Source organism: Cellulomonas rhizosphaerae (genome assembly GCF_003470205.1).
Classification (GTDB): Bacteria; Actinomycetota; Actinomycetes; order Actinomycetales; family Cellulomonadaceae; genus Cellulomonas; species Cellulomonas rhizosphaerae.
Genome location: NZ_QWKP01000143.1, coordinates 1 through 15,781, shown reverse-complemented (window position 1 = coordinate 15,781; position 15,781 = coordinate 1). Strand labels below are relative to the sequence as shown.

The window sequence follows — 15,781 nt, the reverse complement described above, 5'->3', positions numbered from 1 at the left end:
CACGTGCCTCCCCCTCGTCGATCGCGTGCCCAGGGTAACGACGCGGGCGGTGGACGCGGGCGCGTTCGGGTGCGGCGGTTCTGGGACGATAGGGCCATGACTGCGCGCGTGAGCCTGGCCGACGTGACCCCCTCGATCGCCCTCGGGCCGCTCGACGGCCGCTACCGGGCCACCGTCGCCCCGCTCGTCGACCACCTCTCCGAGGCCGCGCTCAACCGCGAGCGCGTGCACGTCGAGGTCGAGTGGGTCATCCACCTGGCCCAGCACGGCGTGGTCCCGGGCGCCCCGACGCTGACGGCGGCCGACGAGGCCTACCTGCGCGACGTCGTCGCGACGTTCGGCGCCGACGAGATCGCCGAGCTCGGCGAGATCGAGCGGACCACCGTGCACGACGTGAAGGCCGTCGAGTACTTCCTCAAGCGCCGCCTGGCCGCCGCGCCGGAGGGCTCGGCGCTGCGCGAGGTCGGCGAGCTCGTGCACTTCGCCTGCACGAGCGAGGACATCAACAACCTGTCCTACGCGCTCATGGTCCGCGACGCCGTGCACGAGGTCTGGCTGCCCGCCGCGGCCGCGGTCGCCGACGAGGTCGCCGCGCTCGCGGTCGAGCTCAAGGACCAGCCGCTGCTGGCTCTCACGCACGGCCAGCCCGCGACGCCGACGACGCTCGGCAAGGAGCTCGCGGTGCTCGCGCACCGCCTGCGCCGCCAGCTACGCCGGATCGAGGCCGACGAGTTCCTCGGCAAGCTCAACGGCGCGACCGGAACCTACGGCGCGCACGTGGTCGCGGTGCCGGGCGCCGACTGGCCGGGAGTGAGCAAGGCGTTCGTCGAGCACCTGGGCCTGACCTGGAACCCGCTCACCACGCAGATCGAGTCGCACGACTGGCAGGCCGAGCTGTACGCGGACGTCGCGCGCTACAACCGCGTGCTGCACAACCTGGCGACCGACGTGTGGACGTACATCAGCCGCGGCGTCTTCACGCAGATCCCGGTGGCCGGCGCGACGGGCAGCTCGACCATGCCGCACAAGGTCAACCCGATCCGGTTCGAGAACGCCGAGGCGAACCTCGAGATCTCCTCCGCGCTGCTCGACACGCTCGCCGCCACGCTCGTCACGAGCCGCCTGCAGCGCGACCTGACGGACTCCACCACGCAGCGCAACATCGGACCCGCGTTCGGTCACAGCCTGCTGGCGATCGACAACGTGCGACGCGGCATGCGCGCGCTCGCGGTCGACGCCGAGCTGCTGGCGCGAGAGCTCGACGAGAACTGGGAGGTGCTGGGCGAGCCCGTCCAGTCGGCCATGCGCGCCGCGTCGGTCGCCGGCGTGACCGGCATGGAGAACCCGTACGAGCGGCTCAAGGAGCTGACCCGCGGCCGCCGTCTCACGGCCGACGACATGCGCGAGTTCATCGCGGGCCTCGGCCTGCCCGACGACGTGGCCGCGCGCCTGGCCGAGCTCACGCCCGCCTCCTACACGGGGCTGGCCGCCTCGCTGGTCCACTACCTGCAGGACTGACACCCCGGGTGGCGCCACGCCGTCACCCGGACGATGGACTCGACCTGGACACGCGCCCGGTTTGTCTGCACAATCGTGCGCGCACCCCCCGTCCGTTTCATCCGTGTTCATCCGAGTTCCCCTGCTCACCCGAGCGTCCGGAGCTCGACCGTCCCTTGGCGAGGTAGCCCCGTGACGCTCATGCAGAAGGCGATCACGCCTGCGCTGTCGCACGCGCACCTGGCGGCCGGTCACGACCGGCTCGCGGGGTACGTCGTGCGGGCGGCAGACGTCTCGTTCGCCACGACCCCGTCCCAGCTCTTCGAGGTCCACGGCCTCGGGTACCCCGGGACGCCGTTCAGCCCGCACGACGAGTACATCGACGTGCTGCGCTTCGAGTCCTCCCCCCAGCTGCAGTACCGGGACGTGCCCGGCTACATCGTCCCGCTGTGGTGGCTGCGCCACTCGCGCGTGCCCCCGGGCGCCGAGCTCGTGCGCGTGTTCGCCGACGGCACCGCGACGCTGCTCGCCCGGTACGGCGACGTGGGCACCGGGTGGTCGCTCACGCACCTGGGCAGCCCGCGGCCCGCGCTCGCGTCGCTGTCGCGCTGCGTCGGCCCCGTCGCCAAGTGGCACGGCGCCTACCTCGAGGCGGACGTCGTGGACAACGGCCACACGCTCGTCCTCGCGCTGGCCAACCCGCCGCTCGCCGAGACCGGCTTCCGCCAGTCCGCCAACGGTCGCTGGTACCGCCGTGTGCCGCGCCAGGAGGTCACCGAGCTGTTCGAGCTCGACCTCACGGCACAGTGGAACGGGCTGTCCGTGCGGGTCGTCGACCAGTGGCAGGACGCGCAGCGCTACGTCGTCGCCCGCATCTCGCACCTGGGCGACGACATCGACCGCGCCGAGCACCTGCAGATGGACCGCGTCGAGGCCGGCGTCTACGAGGCCGTCGTCTACGCGGCCGAGCTCACCGACATCCAGACCAACCAGGTGGTCCCGCACACCTGGGCGCCCGGTCCCGCCGCGGTTCCCCAGCGGCAGCCCGTCCGCAGCTGACCCGCCGTCCTCGCGGCGCGCGGGCGCGCGCCGGGCTCGTGTCTCCCCCCTGTGACCGGCCCGGCTCGCGCCCTCGCGTCGCGACGGCAGCGGGTGAGCCCCGTCAGACCGGCTCGACCGCCGGGACGTCGATGGCTGCGAGCGCGGCGAGGGCCGCGGCGTAGGCGCTGGTGTCCCCCGCCCGGGCGGCGTCGCGAGCGCCGACCGTCGGGCCGTGCAGCAGCGCGCGCGTCCGACGGCGCAGGCCGCGCTCGGCGCGCTCGTCGCGCAGGTCGGCCGGCAGGACCTCGAGCGCGGACTCGAGCCCGCCCAGCACGCGGGTCCGCTCGGCGACGACCGCGGGGTTCCACTCGCGCACGCGGCGCTCGGCCTCGTAGGCCTGGGCCGCGTCGTCGACGATCGCGCGGGCCGCCTCCACGGCGGCGTGCTCGGCCGGCGCGTGCTCGGCGACCGTGTGCAGCGAGACGAGCCGGACGCCGGGCAGCTCGCGCACGCCCGGGTCGACGTCGTGGCGCAGCGCGAGGTCGACGACCGTGAGCGGGCGCGAGCCCTCGGGCCGGGCCGCGGCGAGCGCGTCCACCTCGAGCACGGCGCCCGCGGCGCCGCTGCACGCGACGACGAGGTCCACGTCCGCGAGCTCGGTCGCGAGGTCCGCGCCGGCGGGGACGGACCGCACGCCGCGCGCGGCCGCGAACTGGCGCGCCCGGCCGCTGGGCGAGTAGACCCGCACGTCGCCGACGCCGCGGGCCTTGAGCGCCGCGAGCGAGGCGCCCGCGTAGGAGCCCGTGCCGATCAGCACGCAGCGCACGTCGGCCCAGGCGGGCAGCCCCGACTCGGCGATGTCGAGCGCGACGCCGACGACGGAGCGGCCGGCCCCGCCGAGTCCCGTGCCCGCGTCGACCGCGCGGCTCACGCGGGAGGCAGCCTGGAACAGCGCCTCGAGGTCGCTCGTCGTGGTCCCGTCGCGGCGGGCGGTCGTCAGGGCGCGGCGCACCTGGCCCGCGATCTCCCGCTCGCCGACGACCATCGACTCGAGCCCGCTCGCGACGGCGAACAGGTGGCCGGCGGCGTCGGTGGAGGTCATCGCGTGCAGGTGGTTCGCGACGCTCGCCTCGTCGTACCCGGAGCGGGCGGCGACGGCGGCAGCGGCGGCCGCACGGGCCTCGGGGGTGTGGGACGCGTCGTCGACATCCAGGTAGAGCTCGAACCGGTTGCACGTCGCGAGCACGACGGCACCGGAGATGGAAGGGGACGCACCCACGAGCTCACCGCCCACGACGGCCACGTCCGACGAGAGACGTTCCAGCACCGCGAGGTCGAGCTCGTGGTGCGAAGCGACGAGGGACAGCAGCACCACGCCTCCGATTGAATCACTTCGGCATTTGTCAGGCACAATCGACGCGTGGTTCTTCCGCTCACACATCCCCTGTCCGACGGCCGCACGACGCATTCCTCGCTGGTGCGCGCATATTCGGGTCAGCGCCCCGAACGCCTGCCCGTGTGGTTCATGCGCCAGGCCGGCCGCTCGCTGCCCGAGTACAAGGCCGCGCGCGGCGGCACGGCGATGCTCGACGCGTGCCTGACCCCGGAGCTGGCCAGCGAGATCACGCTGCAGCCCGTGCGGCGGCACGGCGTGGACGCTGCGATCTTCTTCTCCGACATCGTCGTGCCGCTGCGGCTCGCCGGCGTGGACGTCGAGATCAAGCCGGGCGTCGGGCCCGTGATGGGCGCCGCGATCCGCACGGCCGACGACGTGGCCCGGCTGCGCGAGCTCACGCTGACACCCGCCGACCTCGAGCCCGTCTCGCAGGGCGTGGCCCTCACGGTCGAGGCCCTCGGCAGCACGCCGCTCATCGGCTTCGCGGGCGCGCCGTTCACGCTCGCCGCCTACCTCGTCGAGGGCGGCCCGTCGCGCGACCACCTGGCCGCGCGCACGCTCATGCACGCCGACCCCGAGACGTGGCGCGCGCTGACCGAGTGGGCCGCGGACGTCACCGGCGCCTTCCTGCGCGCGCAGGTGCTGGCCGGCGCGAGCGCCGCGCAGCTGTTCGACTCGTGGGCCGGCTCGCTCTCGCTGGGCGACTACACGCAGCACGTCGCGCCCGCCTCGACCCGTGCGTTGTCGCAGGTCAAGGACCTCGACGTGCGCACCGTGCACTTCGGCACGGGCACCGGCGAGCTCCTCGCCGCGATGCGCGACGTGGGCGCGGACGTCGTCGGCGTCGACTACCGGATCCCGCTCGACGAGGCCTCGCGCCGGCTCGGCGGCCACACCCCGATCCAGGGCAACATCGACCCCGCGCTGCTCGCGGCGCCCTGGCCGGTGCTCGAGGCCCACGCGCGCGACGTCGTCGCGCGCGGCGCATCGGCCCCCGGCCACGTGGTCAACCTGGGCCACGGCGTCCCGCCGACCACCGACCCGGACGTCCTCACGCGCCTCGTCGGCCTGATCCACTCCCTGTAACCGTGTCGCCCGACGAGCGCGTGCCCGACGAACGCTGGGGCGCGGTCGTCGTCGGGGCCGGCGTGGCCGGGCTCGTCGCGGCGCGTGAGCTCACGCTCGCGGGCGTCCGGACGCTGGTCCTCGACGCCCGGGACGCCCCGGGCGGCGCGGTCCGCGGCCACGAGGTCGCGGGCCTGCGGCTCGATGCGGGCGCAGAGTCGTTCGCGACGCGCGGCGGGATCGTCGCGGGCTACCTCGCCGAGCTCGGGCTCGCGGACCGGGTGTGCGCACCCAGCGGCCAGGGCTCGTGGGTCCACCTCCCGTCCGGCGACGGCCCGCTGCCACGCACGGGCCTGCTCGGCATCCCGTCCGTGCCGTTCGCGGCGGACGTGCGGCGGACGTTGGGCCTGCTCGGCGCGGCGCGCGCGAGCCTCGACCTCGTCCTGCCGCGCTCGGTCGGGGCGAGGGCGACGACGCTGGGCGGCCTGGTCCGGGCCCGCATGGGCGCCCGGGTGCTCGACCGCCTCGTCCGCCCGATCGTCGGCGGCGTGCACGCGGCCGAGCCCGACGACCTCGCGGTCGACGCGGTGTCCCCCGGCCTGACGGCCGCCGTCGCGGGAGCACGCGGGTCGCTCGCCCGCGCGGTCCGGTCGATCCGGGCCGCGGCGCCCGCGGGCACGGCGGTCGCGGGCCTCGAGGGCGGCGTCCACGGACTGGTCGACGCGCTGGTCGAGCAGGTCGGCGAGATCCGGCTGCGGACACCGGTCACGCGCATCGAGCGATCGCCCGACGGCCTCGTCATCACCACCGCGTCAGGGACGCTGCACGCCGATCGCGTGCTGCTCGCGGCACCCGTCCCGGGCCTCCTGGACGAGCTGGTCGGTGTCGAGGCGACCCCCGACGCCGGCGCCGCGGTCACCCTCGTCACGCTCGTGCTCGACGCCCCGGCGCTGGACGCGGCCCCGCGCGGTACGGGCGTCCTGGTCGCGCGCGAGGCCACCGACGTCGCGGCCAAGGCGCTCACGCACGCGACCGCGAAGTGGCCGTGGCTCGCGGCGAGCACCCGCCGCCACGTCGTGCGCCTGTCCTACGGCCGCGCGGGCGAGGCCGAGGCCGCCCCCGACGTCGCGACCGCCCTGGCCGACGCGTCGACTCTGCTCGGCACGCCGTTGGCCGAGGCGGACGTGATCGGTCACGCGACCGTGCGCTGGACGCAGGCCCTGCCCCGGCCGAGCGCCGCGCACCGCGACTGGGTCGCGGCCGTGCGGTCGGCCCTGGCGGACCAGCCCGACGTGGCCGTGGCCGGCGCGTGGGTCGCGGGCAACGGCCTCGCGGCGGTCATCCCCGACGCGCGGGCGGCCGCGCGCTCGATGCTCGGCGCGTGACCGCGCGCACATTTCTTTCTGACAATTCGTCAGAGCATTTCTTTCTCAGGACAGGCAACCCTAAGAAATGCGGCGCTCGGGCATGACCCGCGTCACTATTCCTCGACATTTCCTGACGACTTGTCAGGTCCGTTCGGCCGGGTGCGGAAATAGACCTCTGCGCTTCGACACGCGCGCCGCTGCGGGGGAGACTGAACCCATGCCCCAGCACGTCCGCATCGGTACGCGCGCGAGCGCACTCGCCCTCACCCAGACCGGCCACGTGGCCGACGCGCTGGCCGCGCTCGCCGACCTCGAGGTCGAGACCGTGCGCGTCCGGACCGACGGCGACCGGCTGACGGGTTCGCTCCAGACCCTGGGCGGCACGGGCGTGTTCGTCACCGCGCTGCGGGACGCGCTCCTCGACGGCCGGTGCGACGTCGCAGTCCACTCGCTCAAGGACCTGCCGACGGGCGACGCGGCCGGCCTGACGCTCGGCGCGGTCCCGCTGCGCGAGGACCCGCGCGACGCGCTGTGCGCGCGCGACGGGCTCACGCTCGCGGAGCTGCCGGCCGGCGCGGTCATCGGCACGGGCTCGCCGCGCCGGGCCGCGCAGCTGCTGGCCGCACGCCCGGACGTCGTCGTCGTCGACATCCGCGGCAACGTCGACACGCGCCTCGGCCGCGTTGCCGGGTCGGGCACCGGCCCGGGTGACCTCGACGCCGTGGTTCTCGCCCGCGCGGGCCTGGCGCGCCTGGGTCGCCTGGACGCGGTCACCGAGCTGTTCGACCCCGCGGTCATGGCCCCCGCGCCCGGCCAGGGAGCACTCGCGATCGAGGTCCGGGCCACCGAGCCCGACGACGCCCCGCTCGCCGCCGCCCTCCGCGCGCTGGACCACACCCCCACGCGCCTGGCCGTCGTCGCCGAGCGGGCCCTGCTCGCGCGGCTCGAGGCCGGCTGCGCGGCGCCGATCGGCGCGCTGGCCACGGTCACCGACGACGCGATCCGCCTCGACGCGGTCGTCGCCCGCCCCGACGGCACCGCGACCCTGCGCCGCTCCGCGACCACCCCCGCCGCGTCCGAGGCCTCGGCCCGCACGCTGGGCGCCGCCCTCGCCGAGGACCTGCTCGCGGCCGGCGCCGCCGACCTGGCCGAGCTCGGTGCCGCCCGATGACCGGTGCCCTGACCGGCTGGCGCGTTCTGGTCCCGCGTCCGGTGGCAGGAGTCAGCCCGGCCGTGGTCGCACTGGCCGCCGCGGGTGCGACCGCCGAGGTCGTGCCGCTGATCGAGACCGTCCCCCCGGCCGACTCGAGCCAGCTCGACGACGTGCTGCTCGCGCTCGGGGCCGGCTGGTACCGCTGGCTCGTGCTCACGAGCGCGGCCGCCGTCCCGGTCCTGGCGGCGCGCGCCGACGCCGCCGGCCGGACGCTGGCGGACCTGACTCGCGAGGTCTCCGTCGCCGCCGTCGGCCCGGGCACGGCCCGCGCACTGCGCGACGCGGGCATCGAGGTCGACCTCACGCCCCCGACCCCCTCGACGGCCCAGTCCCTGGTCGCCGCCTGGCCCGCCCCGCGCGGCGACCGCACCCGCGTGCTGTTCCCCCGCGGCGACCTGGCCGCTCCGACGCTCGCCGACGGGCTGCGCACGCGCGGCTGGCAGGTCGACGACGTGGTCGCCTACCGCACGGTCCCCGCGAGCCCGCCGCCGGACGACGTCCGCGCGGCCTGGACCGACGGCGCCATCGGCGCGGCCCTGCTGACCTCGGCCAGCACCGTGCGCGAGCTCGTCGCCCAGCTCGGGGCGCCGCCGTCCGGCACACTGCTCGTGGCGATCGGGCCGACGACGGCCGCCGAGGTGCACAAGCTCGGCCTGCCGCTCGCCGCGACGGCCACCACGCAGACCATGACGGGCCTCGTCGAGGCCCTGTCAGCAGCAGCCCAGGAGTCGAGATGACCACCACCCCCGGACGCGTCCGCCTCCGCCGCACGCGCGCGACGCCCGCGATGCGCCGCCTCCTGGCCGAGACCCGCCTGCACCCCGCCGAGCTCGTCCTCCCGGTCTTCGTGCGCGAGGGCCTCACCGAGCCGCGGCCGATCACGTCGATGCCCGGGGTCGTCCAGCACACCCGGGACTCGCTCAAGCGGGCCGTCGCCGACGCGGCAGCCGCGGGCCTGGGCGGCGTCATGCTCTTCGCGATCCCCACGGTCCGCGACGCGGTCGGCTCGCAGGCCACCGAGCCCGACGGCATCCTCAACCTCGTGATCGCCGACGCCGTGGCCGAGGCGGGCGACGCGCTCGTCGTGCAGGCCGACCTCTGCCTCGACGAGTTCACCGACCACGGCCACTGCGGGGTGCTCACCCCGACGGGTGCCGTCGACAACGACGCGACCCTGGTCCGGTACGCCGACATGGCGCGCGCGCAGGCGGCGGCCGGCGCTCACCTCGTCGGGCTCAGCGGGATGATGGACGGCCAGACCGCCGTGGTCCGCGACGCGCTCGACGACGCCGGGCACCACGACGTCGCGCTGCTGGCCTACGCCGCCAAGTACGCGAGCGCGTTCTACGGCCCGTTCCGGGAGGCCGTCGAGTCGCAGCTCGAGGGCGACCGACGGACCTACCAGATGGACCCGGCCAACCGCCGCGAGGCCGCCCGCGAGGTCGCGATCGACATCGCCGAGGGCGCCGACGTGGTCATGGTCAAGCCCGCGATGTCCTACCTCGACGTGCTGGCCGACGTGGCCGCGACCTCGACCGTGCCGGTCGCCGCCTACCAGGTGTCGGGCGAGTACGCGATGATCGAGGCCGCTGCGGCAAACGGGTGGATCGAGCGCAGACGGGCGATTCTCGAGTCCGTGCTCAGCATCCGACGCGCCGGTGCCGATCACGTACTGACGTACTACGCGACGGAGCTGGCCGGATGGCTGGCGGAGGAGACCCGATGAGCCCGACGACGAGCGCCGAGGTGTTCGCGCACGCCCAGTCCGTGATCCCCGGCGGGGTGAACTCGCCGGTGCGCGCGTTCGGCGCGGTGGGTGGCACGCCGCTGTTCGTCGCGAGCGCGAACGGCGCGCACGTCACCGACGTCGACGGCCGCACGTACGTGGACCTCGTCGGCTCGTGGGGTCCGGCGCTGCTCGGGCACGCACACCCGCAGGTCGTCGCGGCCGTGCAGGAGGCGGCCGCACGCGGCCTCAGCTTCGGGGCGCCGACGACCACCGAGGTCGACCTCGTCGAGGCCATCCGCTACCGGGTGCCCGCGGCCGAGTCCGTCCGCCTCGTCTCCACCGGCACCGAGGCGACCATGACGGCGCTGCGCCTGGCGCGCGCGTTCACGGGCCGTGACCTCGTCGTGAAGTTCGCCGGCTGCTACCACGGCCACGTCGACGCGCTGCTGGCCCAGGCCGGCTCGGGCGTAGCGACGCTCGGCCTGCCCGACTCGGCCGGCGTCTCCGCGGCGACGGCCGCCGAGACGATCGTCGTCCCCTACAACGACCTCGACGCGCTCGAGACCGTGTTCGTCGCGCACGGCGACCGCATCGCCGCCGTCGTGACCGAGGCCGCGCCCGCGAACATGGGCGTCGTGCCGCCGCTGCCCGGCTTCAACGCCGCGCTGCGCCGCATCACGCTCGAGCACGGCGCGCTGCTCATCCAGGACGAGGTGCTCACGGGCTTCCGCGTGGGCTACTCCGGCTGGTGGGGGCTCGAGGGCCTGCGCGAGGGCTGGGCGCCGGACCTGTTCACGTTCGGCAAGGTCATCGGCGGCGGGCTGCCGGTCGCGGCCGTCGGCGGTCGGCGCGACGTGATGGCCCAGCTGGCGCCGTCGGGTCCCGTCTACCAGGCGGGCACGCTGTCCGGGAACCCGGTCGCCACGGCGGCCGGCCTCACGACGCTGCAGCTCGCGGACGCCGGCGTGTACGCCACGGTCGACGCGGCCTCCGCGCGCCTGCGTGCGTCGGTCGGCGCGGCGCTGGCGGCCGAGGGCGTCCCGCACGCCGTGCAGTACGCGGGCAACCTGTTCTCGATCATGTTCGGCGCCGACGCGGCGACCGAGGGAGCACGCGACTACGCGTCGGTGCTGGCCACGGACTCGTTCCGGTACGCGCCGTTCTTCCACGCGCTGCTCGAGGGCGGCGTGTACGCGCCCCCGTCGCCGTACGAGGCGTGGTTCGTCTCGGCCGCGCACGACGACGAGGCACTGAGCGCGATCGAGGCGGCTCTCCCGGCCGCCGCGCGGGCTGCCGCCTCGGCCTAGCGGCCGTTTCGCACGACGACCGTCTCGCACACCGAGTCGGCGAACGTGCGCCGCCGCGCGTCCCACAGCGGCCGTAGGAAGCCGACGAGCCACACCGCGTCGAGCAGGTGGGTCAGCTCGCGCACGAGCGCGCCCGGCGCGCCCACGGGCAGGCCGGTCCCGGTCCGCACGAGGCGGAGCCCCGTCGCGCGCTTGCCGATCGTCGTGCCGTAGCGCCCCTGGGCGACCACGCGGTTCCCGAGGAACCACCCGAGCGCCCAGGCGAGCCCGAGCCCGGCGACCACCGGGTCGTCGTACGCGAGCGCGAGCAGCAGGGGGACGGTCATCACGGCGAGGTCGAGCAGGTAGGCCGCCGCCCGACGACCCCAGCGCGCGTAGACGGGCCGGGGTGCGGGCGCCGGCTGAGGCTCAGCAACGGGCAGTCCCTGCAGCACCGCGGGCTCGTCGGGCGGCGCCGGACGCGGGAACGGCACCGCCGGCGTCGGCTGCCACGCGGTGGGCCGGCTCCCCGGCTGCTCGTCGTCGGGATCCGCCATCGGTCCCGGGGGCGTGCTGCTCATCGAGCCGAGTATGCCCCGGCGCTCAGGGGTTCTCCCACGCGCCGACGCTGGCGGCCTTGGTGCGGACGTGCTCGGGCAGGTTTCCCGTGACCAGCGACTCGAGCGTCACCTGGTCGAGCACCTCGCGGACGCTGACCCGCAGCGCGACCCAGACGTCGAGCAGCGACGCGGCCGACCCGGCGTACTCGAGCCCGGGCGGGCGCTCGTCGCGCACGGTGACCAGGGGACCGTCGACCGCGCGGATGACCTCGGCGAGCGTGATCTGGTTGGCCTCGCGGGCGAGCCGGTAGCCGCCGGACCGGCCACGGACGCTCGCGACGATGCCGGCGCGGCGCAGGTCGCCCAGGATCCGCTCGACGAAGCTGACCGGCAGCCCCTGGCCCGCGGCGAGCACGTCGGCCGCCACCGGGTCGCCGTGCGGGCTCGCCGCCAGCTCGGCGCACGCCCGCACCGCATAGTCAGCCTTCGCCGAGACTCGCATGGCTCCCATTGTGCCGCCCGCGGGCCCTTGGTCCCGTCGTCGGGAATACCCCTGGGGGGTACCTTGTTCGAGGAGACGGACAGCGGACGAGACCCGGGAGGCCACCGTGCACGGATACACCGACGCCAAGGACGACTACCTCAAGCGCCTGCGCCGGGTCGAGGGCCAGGTCCGGGGCATCGCCCGGATGGTCGACGAGGACGTGTACTGCATCGACGTCCTGACCCAGATCGCCGCCGTCACGAAGGCGCTGCAAGCCGTGAGCATCGGCCTCGTCGAGGACCACCTGGCCCACTGCGTCGTCGCCGCGGCCCGGCAGTCGCCCGAGGAGGGCGCCGCCAAGGTCAAGGAGGCGTCCGACGCCATCGCCCGCCTCGTCCGCAGCTGAACGCGCAGCAGAACCCCATACCCCCAGGAGAGACCCATGAACCAGACCACCTTCGGCGTCGACGGCATGACCTGCGGCCACTGCGTCCAGCACGTCACGACCGAGCTCACGGCGCTGCCCGGCGTCACGGGCGTCGACATCGCACTCGTCGTCGGGGGCTCGTCGCAGGTCACGGTGAGCTCCGAGGCGCCGCTCGCGGACGACGCGGTCGCGGGCGCGATCGACGAGGCCGGGTACGTGCTGACCCCGCGGAGGTCGCTGCTGTGACGAGCCAGCCGGAGACGACCCACCCCGTGGCCGTCGTCGACCTCGCGATCGAGGGCATGACGTGCGCCTCGTGCGTCGCGCGCGTCGAGAAGCGGCTCGGCCGGCTGCCGGGCGTCTCGGCGACCGTGAACCTCCCGCTCGAGTCGGCGCACGTCGAGGTCCGGGTCCCCGACGAGGGCACCGGGGCGACCGCCGACACCGACGCGCTCGTCGCCGCGGTGCGCGCGGCGGGGTACGACGCGACGGTCACGCGGACCAGCACGCCGCACGAGCACGGCCACGCGATGGATCCGCGCGAGCACGCGCTCTCCGGCCACGCGATGGCTCCGGGCCACGACATGGACCCCGACGACGACACGTCGGCCCCCACCGACGCGCGCGGCGCCGACCTGCGCGCGCGCCTCCGGGTCGCCGCGGTCGCCACCGTGCCCGTGGTGCTGCTCTCGATGGTGCCCGCGCTGCAGTTCACCGGCTGGCAGTGGGTCGTCGCGGTGCTCGCGCTGCCCGTCGTGACGTGGGCCGCTTGGCCGTTCCACCGCGCCGCGTTCCGGGCCGCGCGCCACCGCGCGTCGACCATGGACACCCTCGTCTCGATCGGCATCGTCGCGGCGACCGGCTGGTCGCTGTGGGCGCTGCTGCTCGGTGGCGCGGGCGAGCCAGGCATGACCATGACGCCGTCGCTGTGGCCGCGCGCGGCCCACGAGGGCGCGGCACCGGAGCTCTACTTCGAGGTGGCGGCCGTCGTCACCACGTTCCTGCTCGCCGGGCGGTACGCCGAGCACCGCTCGCGTCGTCGGGCGGGCGACGCCCTGCGCGCGCTGCTCGACCTGGGCGCCAAGGACGTCGCGCTGATCGTCTCCGGGCCGACCGGACGTTCCGAGCGCCGCGTGCCCGTCGCCGACCTGCGCGTGGGCGACGAGTTCGCCGTCCGGCCGGGCGAGAAGGTCGCCACCGACGGCGTCGTGGTCAGCGGCACGAGCGCGGTCGACGCCTCCCTGCTGACCGGCGAGCCCGTGCCTGTGGACGTGGGTCCCGGCGACGAGGTGACGGGCGCGACGATCAACACGTCGGGCTCGCTCGTCGTGCGCGCGACCCGCGTGGGCGAGGACACGCGCCTGGCCCAGATCGGCCGGCTCGTGACCGCCGCGCAGACCGGCAAGGCACCGGTGCAGCGGCTCGCGGACCGCATCTCCGCGGTGTTCGTGCCCGTGGTGCTGGTGCTCGCGCTCGCGACGCTCGTCGCGTGGCTGGTCTCCGGTGCGGAGCCGCAGCAGGCGTTCACGGCCGCCGTCGCCGTGCTGATCATCGCGTGCCCCTGCGCCCTGGGCCTGGCCACACCGACGGCCCTGCTCGTCGGGACCGGGCGCGGCGCGCAGCTCGGCATCCTCATCAAGGGGCCGGAGATCCTCGAGCAGACGCGCGCCGTCGACACCGTGGTGCTCGACAAGACCGGCACCGTGACGCAGGGGCGCATGGCGCTCGTCGACGTGCTGGCCGCTCCCGGCGAGTCGCCCGACGAGGTCCTGCGGTACGCGGCGGCGGTCGAGCAGCTCGCGGAGCACCCGATCGCGCAGGCGATCGCGTCGGCGTCGACCTCCCGGGACGGCGACACGGGCGCCGACGGCGTCGTCATCGGGTCCGACCAGGCGCACGACTTCCAGGCCGAGCCCGGCCGTGGCGTGGTCGGCGTCGTCCGGACGGCACACTCCGGCGTCGGGCTCGGGCGGCGCGTCCTCGTCGGACGCCCCACCTGGCTGCGCGAGCAGGGCATCGACACGTCCGGGCTGCAGGACCGCTTCGACGCGGCCGAGGCCGACGGCGCGACCGCCGTCATGGCCGCCTGGGACGGGAGCGTGCGCGGTGCGCTCGTGCTGCGCGACCCGGTCAAGGAGACGTCGCGGCAGGCGGTCGACGAGCTGCGCGCGCTCGGGCTGCGGCCCGTGCTGCTGACGGGCGACAACCCCGGCGCTGCGCAGGCCGCTGCGCGTGAGGTCGGCATCACCGAGGTCGTCGCCCAGGTCCTCCCGGCCGACAAGGTCGCCGTCGTCGCGCGGCTCCAGGCGTCGGGCGCCCGGGTCGCGATGGTCGGCGACGGTGTGAACGACGCCGCCGCCCTGGCGTCTGCGGACCTCGGGCTCGCGATGGGTACCGGGACCGACGTGGCGATCGAGGCCGCCGACCTGACCCTCGTCCGTGGCGACCTGCGCTCGGCGGCGCAGGCGATCCGGCTGTCGCGCCGGACGCTCGCCGTCATCCGGCAGAACCTGTTCTGGGCGTTCGCCTACAACGTGGCCGCGATCCCGCTCGCCGCGCTCGGGCTGCTCAACCCGATGATCGCGGGTGCCGCGATGGCGCTCTCGTCGGTGCTCGTCGTCGGGAACTCCCTGCGCCTGCGGCGCTTCTCCTGACTCGTCCGGCTCGCACCCAGGTTTCTCCCTGGCAGCGTCCGGAGGACGCCCAGGGGCCGGGTCTACGCTGCGCGCGTGGCCGAGCAGCAGGTGGTTGAAAAGATTCCGCAGCCCGACGAGCGGGCGGTGCGGCGTCGGCTGACCGTCGAGATCTGGATCGTGCTCGGCCTGTCGCTGGGGCGGTCGGCCATGTACGCGGTCGTCAACATCATCGACCGACTCACCGCGGGGCCGGCGCTCGGCGATCAGACGACGACCCTCAACCCGACGCTCTCGCCGCGCCCGTGGCTCGACCTGACCTATCAGGGCCTCGCGATCCTCTTCGCGCTCATGCCGGTCGCGCTCGCGCTCTACCTGCTGTCCGCGAACGGCCGGTCGGCGGTCCGGCGGATCGGCCTGACGTTCGCGCGCCCGCTGCGGGACCTCGGCGTCGGCGTGGGCCTCGCGGCGCTCATCGGGCTGCCGGGCCTCGGCCTCTACGCCATCGCCCGGGCCATGGGCTTCGCGGTGCAGGTGCAGGCGTCCGCGCTCGACGCCTACTGGTGGACCGTGCCGATGCTCATCCTGCTGGCGCTGAAGAACGCGCTGCTGGAGGAGGTCGTGGCGGTCGGCTACCTCATGGAGCGGCTGCGCGACCTCAAGTGGCGCGAGCCGTACATCGTGGTGGCGAGCGCCGCGCTGCGCGGGTCGTACCACCTGTACCAGGGGTGGGGCGCGCTGCTCGGGAACTTCGTGATGGGGCTCGTGTTCTCCGAGTACTACCGGCGCAAGCGGCGCGTGATGCCGCTGGTCATCGCGCACACGGTGATGGACACCGTGGTGTTCGTGGGGTACTCGCTGCTGCCGGCGCACGTGCGGGACTCGCTGCACCTGTCGTAGCTGCGTCGCCAGGCGCGAAGGGAGACCACGCCTTGCTCCCTACCTCGACCCGGTCTCAGGTCGCGGCGATCCGCTGATCGTCGTTGTGGACAAGTCTGGCGAATCGAACATGCGTTCGATAGACTGGCGGGGTGACGATCGCTCCCGTGGACCCCGCCGCTCGCGCTGCTGCGCGCGGTGAGG

15 protein-coding genes are annotated in these 15,781 nt (G+C 75.1%); 12 read left to right on the top strand and 3 right to left on the bottom strand.

Going from position 1 to position 15,781, the window contains the following annotated elements; translation table 11 throughout:
• Positions 1–96 precede the first annotated feature (96 nt).
• Positions 97–1,518 (top strand): adenylosuccinate lyase, encoded by a 1,422-nt coding sequence (purB, locus tag D1825_RS04795; RefSeq protein ID WP_118766315.1) that lies wholly within the window; start codon positions 97–99, stop codon positions 1,516–1,518.
• 180 nt (positions 1,519–1,698) lie between these two features.
• The gene (locus D1825_RS04790) at positions 1,699–2,556 is read left to right on the top strand and encodes a hypothetical protein (protein ID WP_233549638.1); all 858 of its coding nucleotides are present in this window, start codon (positions 1,699–1,701) and stop codon (positions 2,554–2,556) included.
• 103 nt (positions 2,557–2,659) lie between these two features.
• On the opposite strand, the gene D1825_RS04785 is transcribed toward D1825_RS04790, so the two are convergent.
• On the bottom strand, positions 2,660–3,913 hold the full coding sequence (locus D1825_RS04785; protein ID WP_233549637.1) for a glutamyl-tRNA reductase: 1,254 nt from the start codon (positions 3,911–3,913) through the stop codon (positions 2,660–2,662).
• Positions 3,914–3,958: 45 nt separating this feature from the next.
• Here D1825_RS04785 and hemE point away from each other — a divergent pair, with 45 nt between their 5' ends.
• The 6 genes from hemE to hemL all read left to right on the top strand — a co-directional run bounded on the left by hemE (position 3,959) and on the right by hemL (position 10,615).
• The gene (hemE, locus tag D1825_RS04780) at positions 3,959–5,020 is read left to right on the top strand and encodes a uroporphyrinogen decarboxylase (RefSeq protein WP_118766312.1); all 1,062 of its coding nucleotides are present in this window, start codon (positions 3,959–3,961) and stop codon (positions 5,018–5,020) included.
• A gap of 2 nt (positions 5,021–5,022) precedes the next feature.
• Complete coding sequence (locus tag D1825_RS04775; protein WP_118766311.1) at positions 5,023–6,384, top strand: protoporphyrinogen/coproporphyrinogen oxidase; 1,362 nt, start codon at positions 5,023–5,025, stop codon at positions 6,382–6,384.
• Between the two features lie 199 nt (positions 6,385–6,583).
• Positions 6,584–7,537, top strand: coding sequence for a hydroxymethylbilane synthase (gene hemC, locus D1825_RS04770; RefSeq protein WP_118766310.1), 954 nt, complete (start codon positions 6,584–6,586; stop codon positions 7,535–7,537).
• A complete protein-coding gene (locus D1825_RS04765; protein WP_118766309.1) occupies positions 7,534–8,316 on the top strand; it encodes a uroporphyrinogen-III synthase in 783 nt (260 codons plus the stop codon). Before hemC ends, D1825_RS04765 begins: the two co-directional genes overlap by 4 nt.
• The gene (gene hemB, locus D1825_RS04760) at positions 8,313–9,305 is read left to right on the top strand and encodes a porphobilinogen synthase (RefSeq protein ID WP_118766308.1); all 993 of its coding nucleotides are present in this window, start codon (positions 8,313–8,315) and stop codon (positions 9,303–9,305) included. The genes D1825_RS04765 and hemB overlap by 4 nt, the downstream gene beginning before the upstream one ends.
• Entirely contained in the window at positions 9,302–10,615 is a 1,314-nt protein-coding gene (gene hemL, locus D1825_RS04755; protein WP_118766307.1) for a glutamate-1-semialdehyde 2,1-aminomutase, read from the top strand. Before hemB ends, hemL begins: the two co-directional genes overlap by 4 nt.
• On the opposite strand, the gene D1825_RS04750 is transcribed toward hemL, so the two are convergent.
• Both D1825_RS04750 and D1825_RS04745 read right to left on the bottom strand, forming a co-directional pair.
• Complete coding sequence (locus tag D1825_RS04750) at positions 10,612–11,175, bottom strand: RDD family protein (protein WP_118766306.1); 564 nt, start codon at positions 11,173–11,175, stop codon at positions 10,612–10,614. The two genes, hemL and D1825_RS04750, sit on opposite strands and share 4 nt — an antisense overlap.
• 22 nt (positions 11,176–11,197) lie before the next feature.
• The gene (locus D1825_RS04745; protein ID WP_118766318.1) at positions 11,198–11,656 is read right to left on the bottom strand and encodes an RrF2 family transcriptional regulator; all 459 of its coding nucleotides are present in this window, start codon (positions 11,654–11,656) and stop codon (positions 11,198–11,200) included.
• 106 nt (positions 11,657–11,762) lie between these two features.
• On the opposite strand from D1825_RS04745, the gene D1825_RS04740 reads away from it, so the two are divergent.
• The 4 genes from D1825_RS04740 to D1825_RS04725 all read left to right on the top strand — a co-directional run bounded on the left by D1825_RS04740 (position 11,763) and on the right by D1825_RS04725 (position 15,598).
• On the top strand, positions 11,763–12,044 hold the full coding sequence (locus tag D1825_RS04740) for a metal-sensitive transcriptional regulator (RefSeq protein WP_118766305.1): 282 nt from the start codon (positions 11,763–11,765) through the stop codon (positions 12,042–12,044).
• 36 nt (positions 12,045–12,080) lie between these two features.
• A complete protein-coding gene (locus D1825_RS04735) occupies positions 12,081–12,311 on the top strand; it encodes a heavy-metal-associated domain-containing protein (RefSeq protein WP_118766304.1) in 231 nt (76 codons plus the stop codon).
• Positions 12,308–14,719 (top strand): heavy metal translocating P-type ATPase, encoded by a 2,412-nt coding sequence (locus D1825_RS04730; protein WP_267897561.1) that lies wholly within the window; start codon positions 12,308–12,310, stop codon positions 14,717–14,719. The genes D1825_RS04735 and D1825_RS04730 overlap by 4 nt, the downstream gene beginning before the upstream one ends.
• A 75-nt stretch (positions 14,720–14,794) precedes the next feature.
• Positions 14,795–15,598, top strand: a complete 804-nt coding sequence (locus tag D1825_RS04725; protein ID WP_233549636.1) for a CPBP family intramembrane glutamic endopeptidase — start codon at positions 14,795–14,797, stop codon at positions 15,596–15,598.
• Positions 15,599–15,781: the final 183 nt, after the last annotated feature.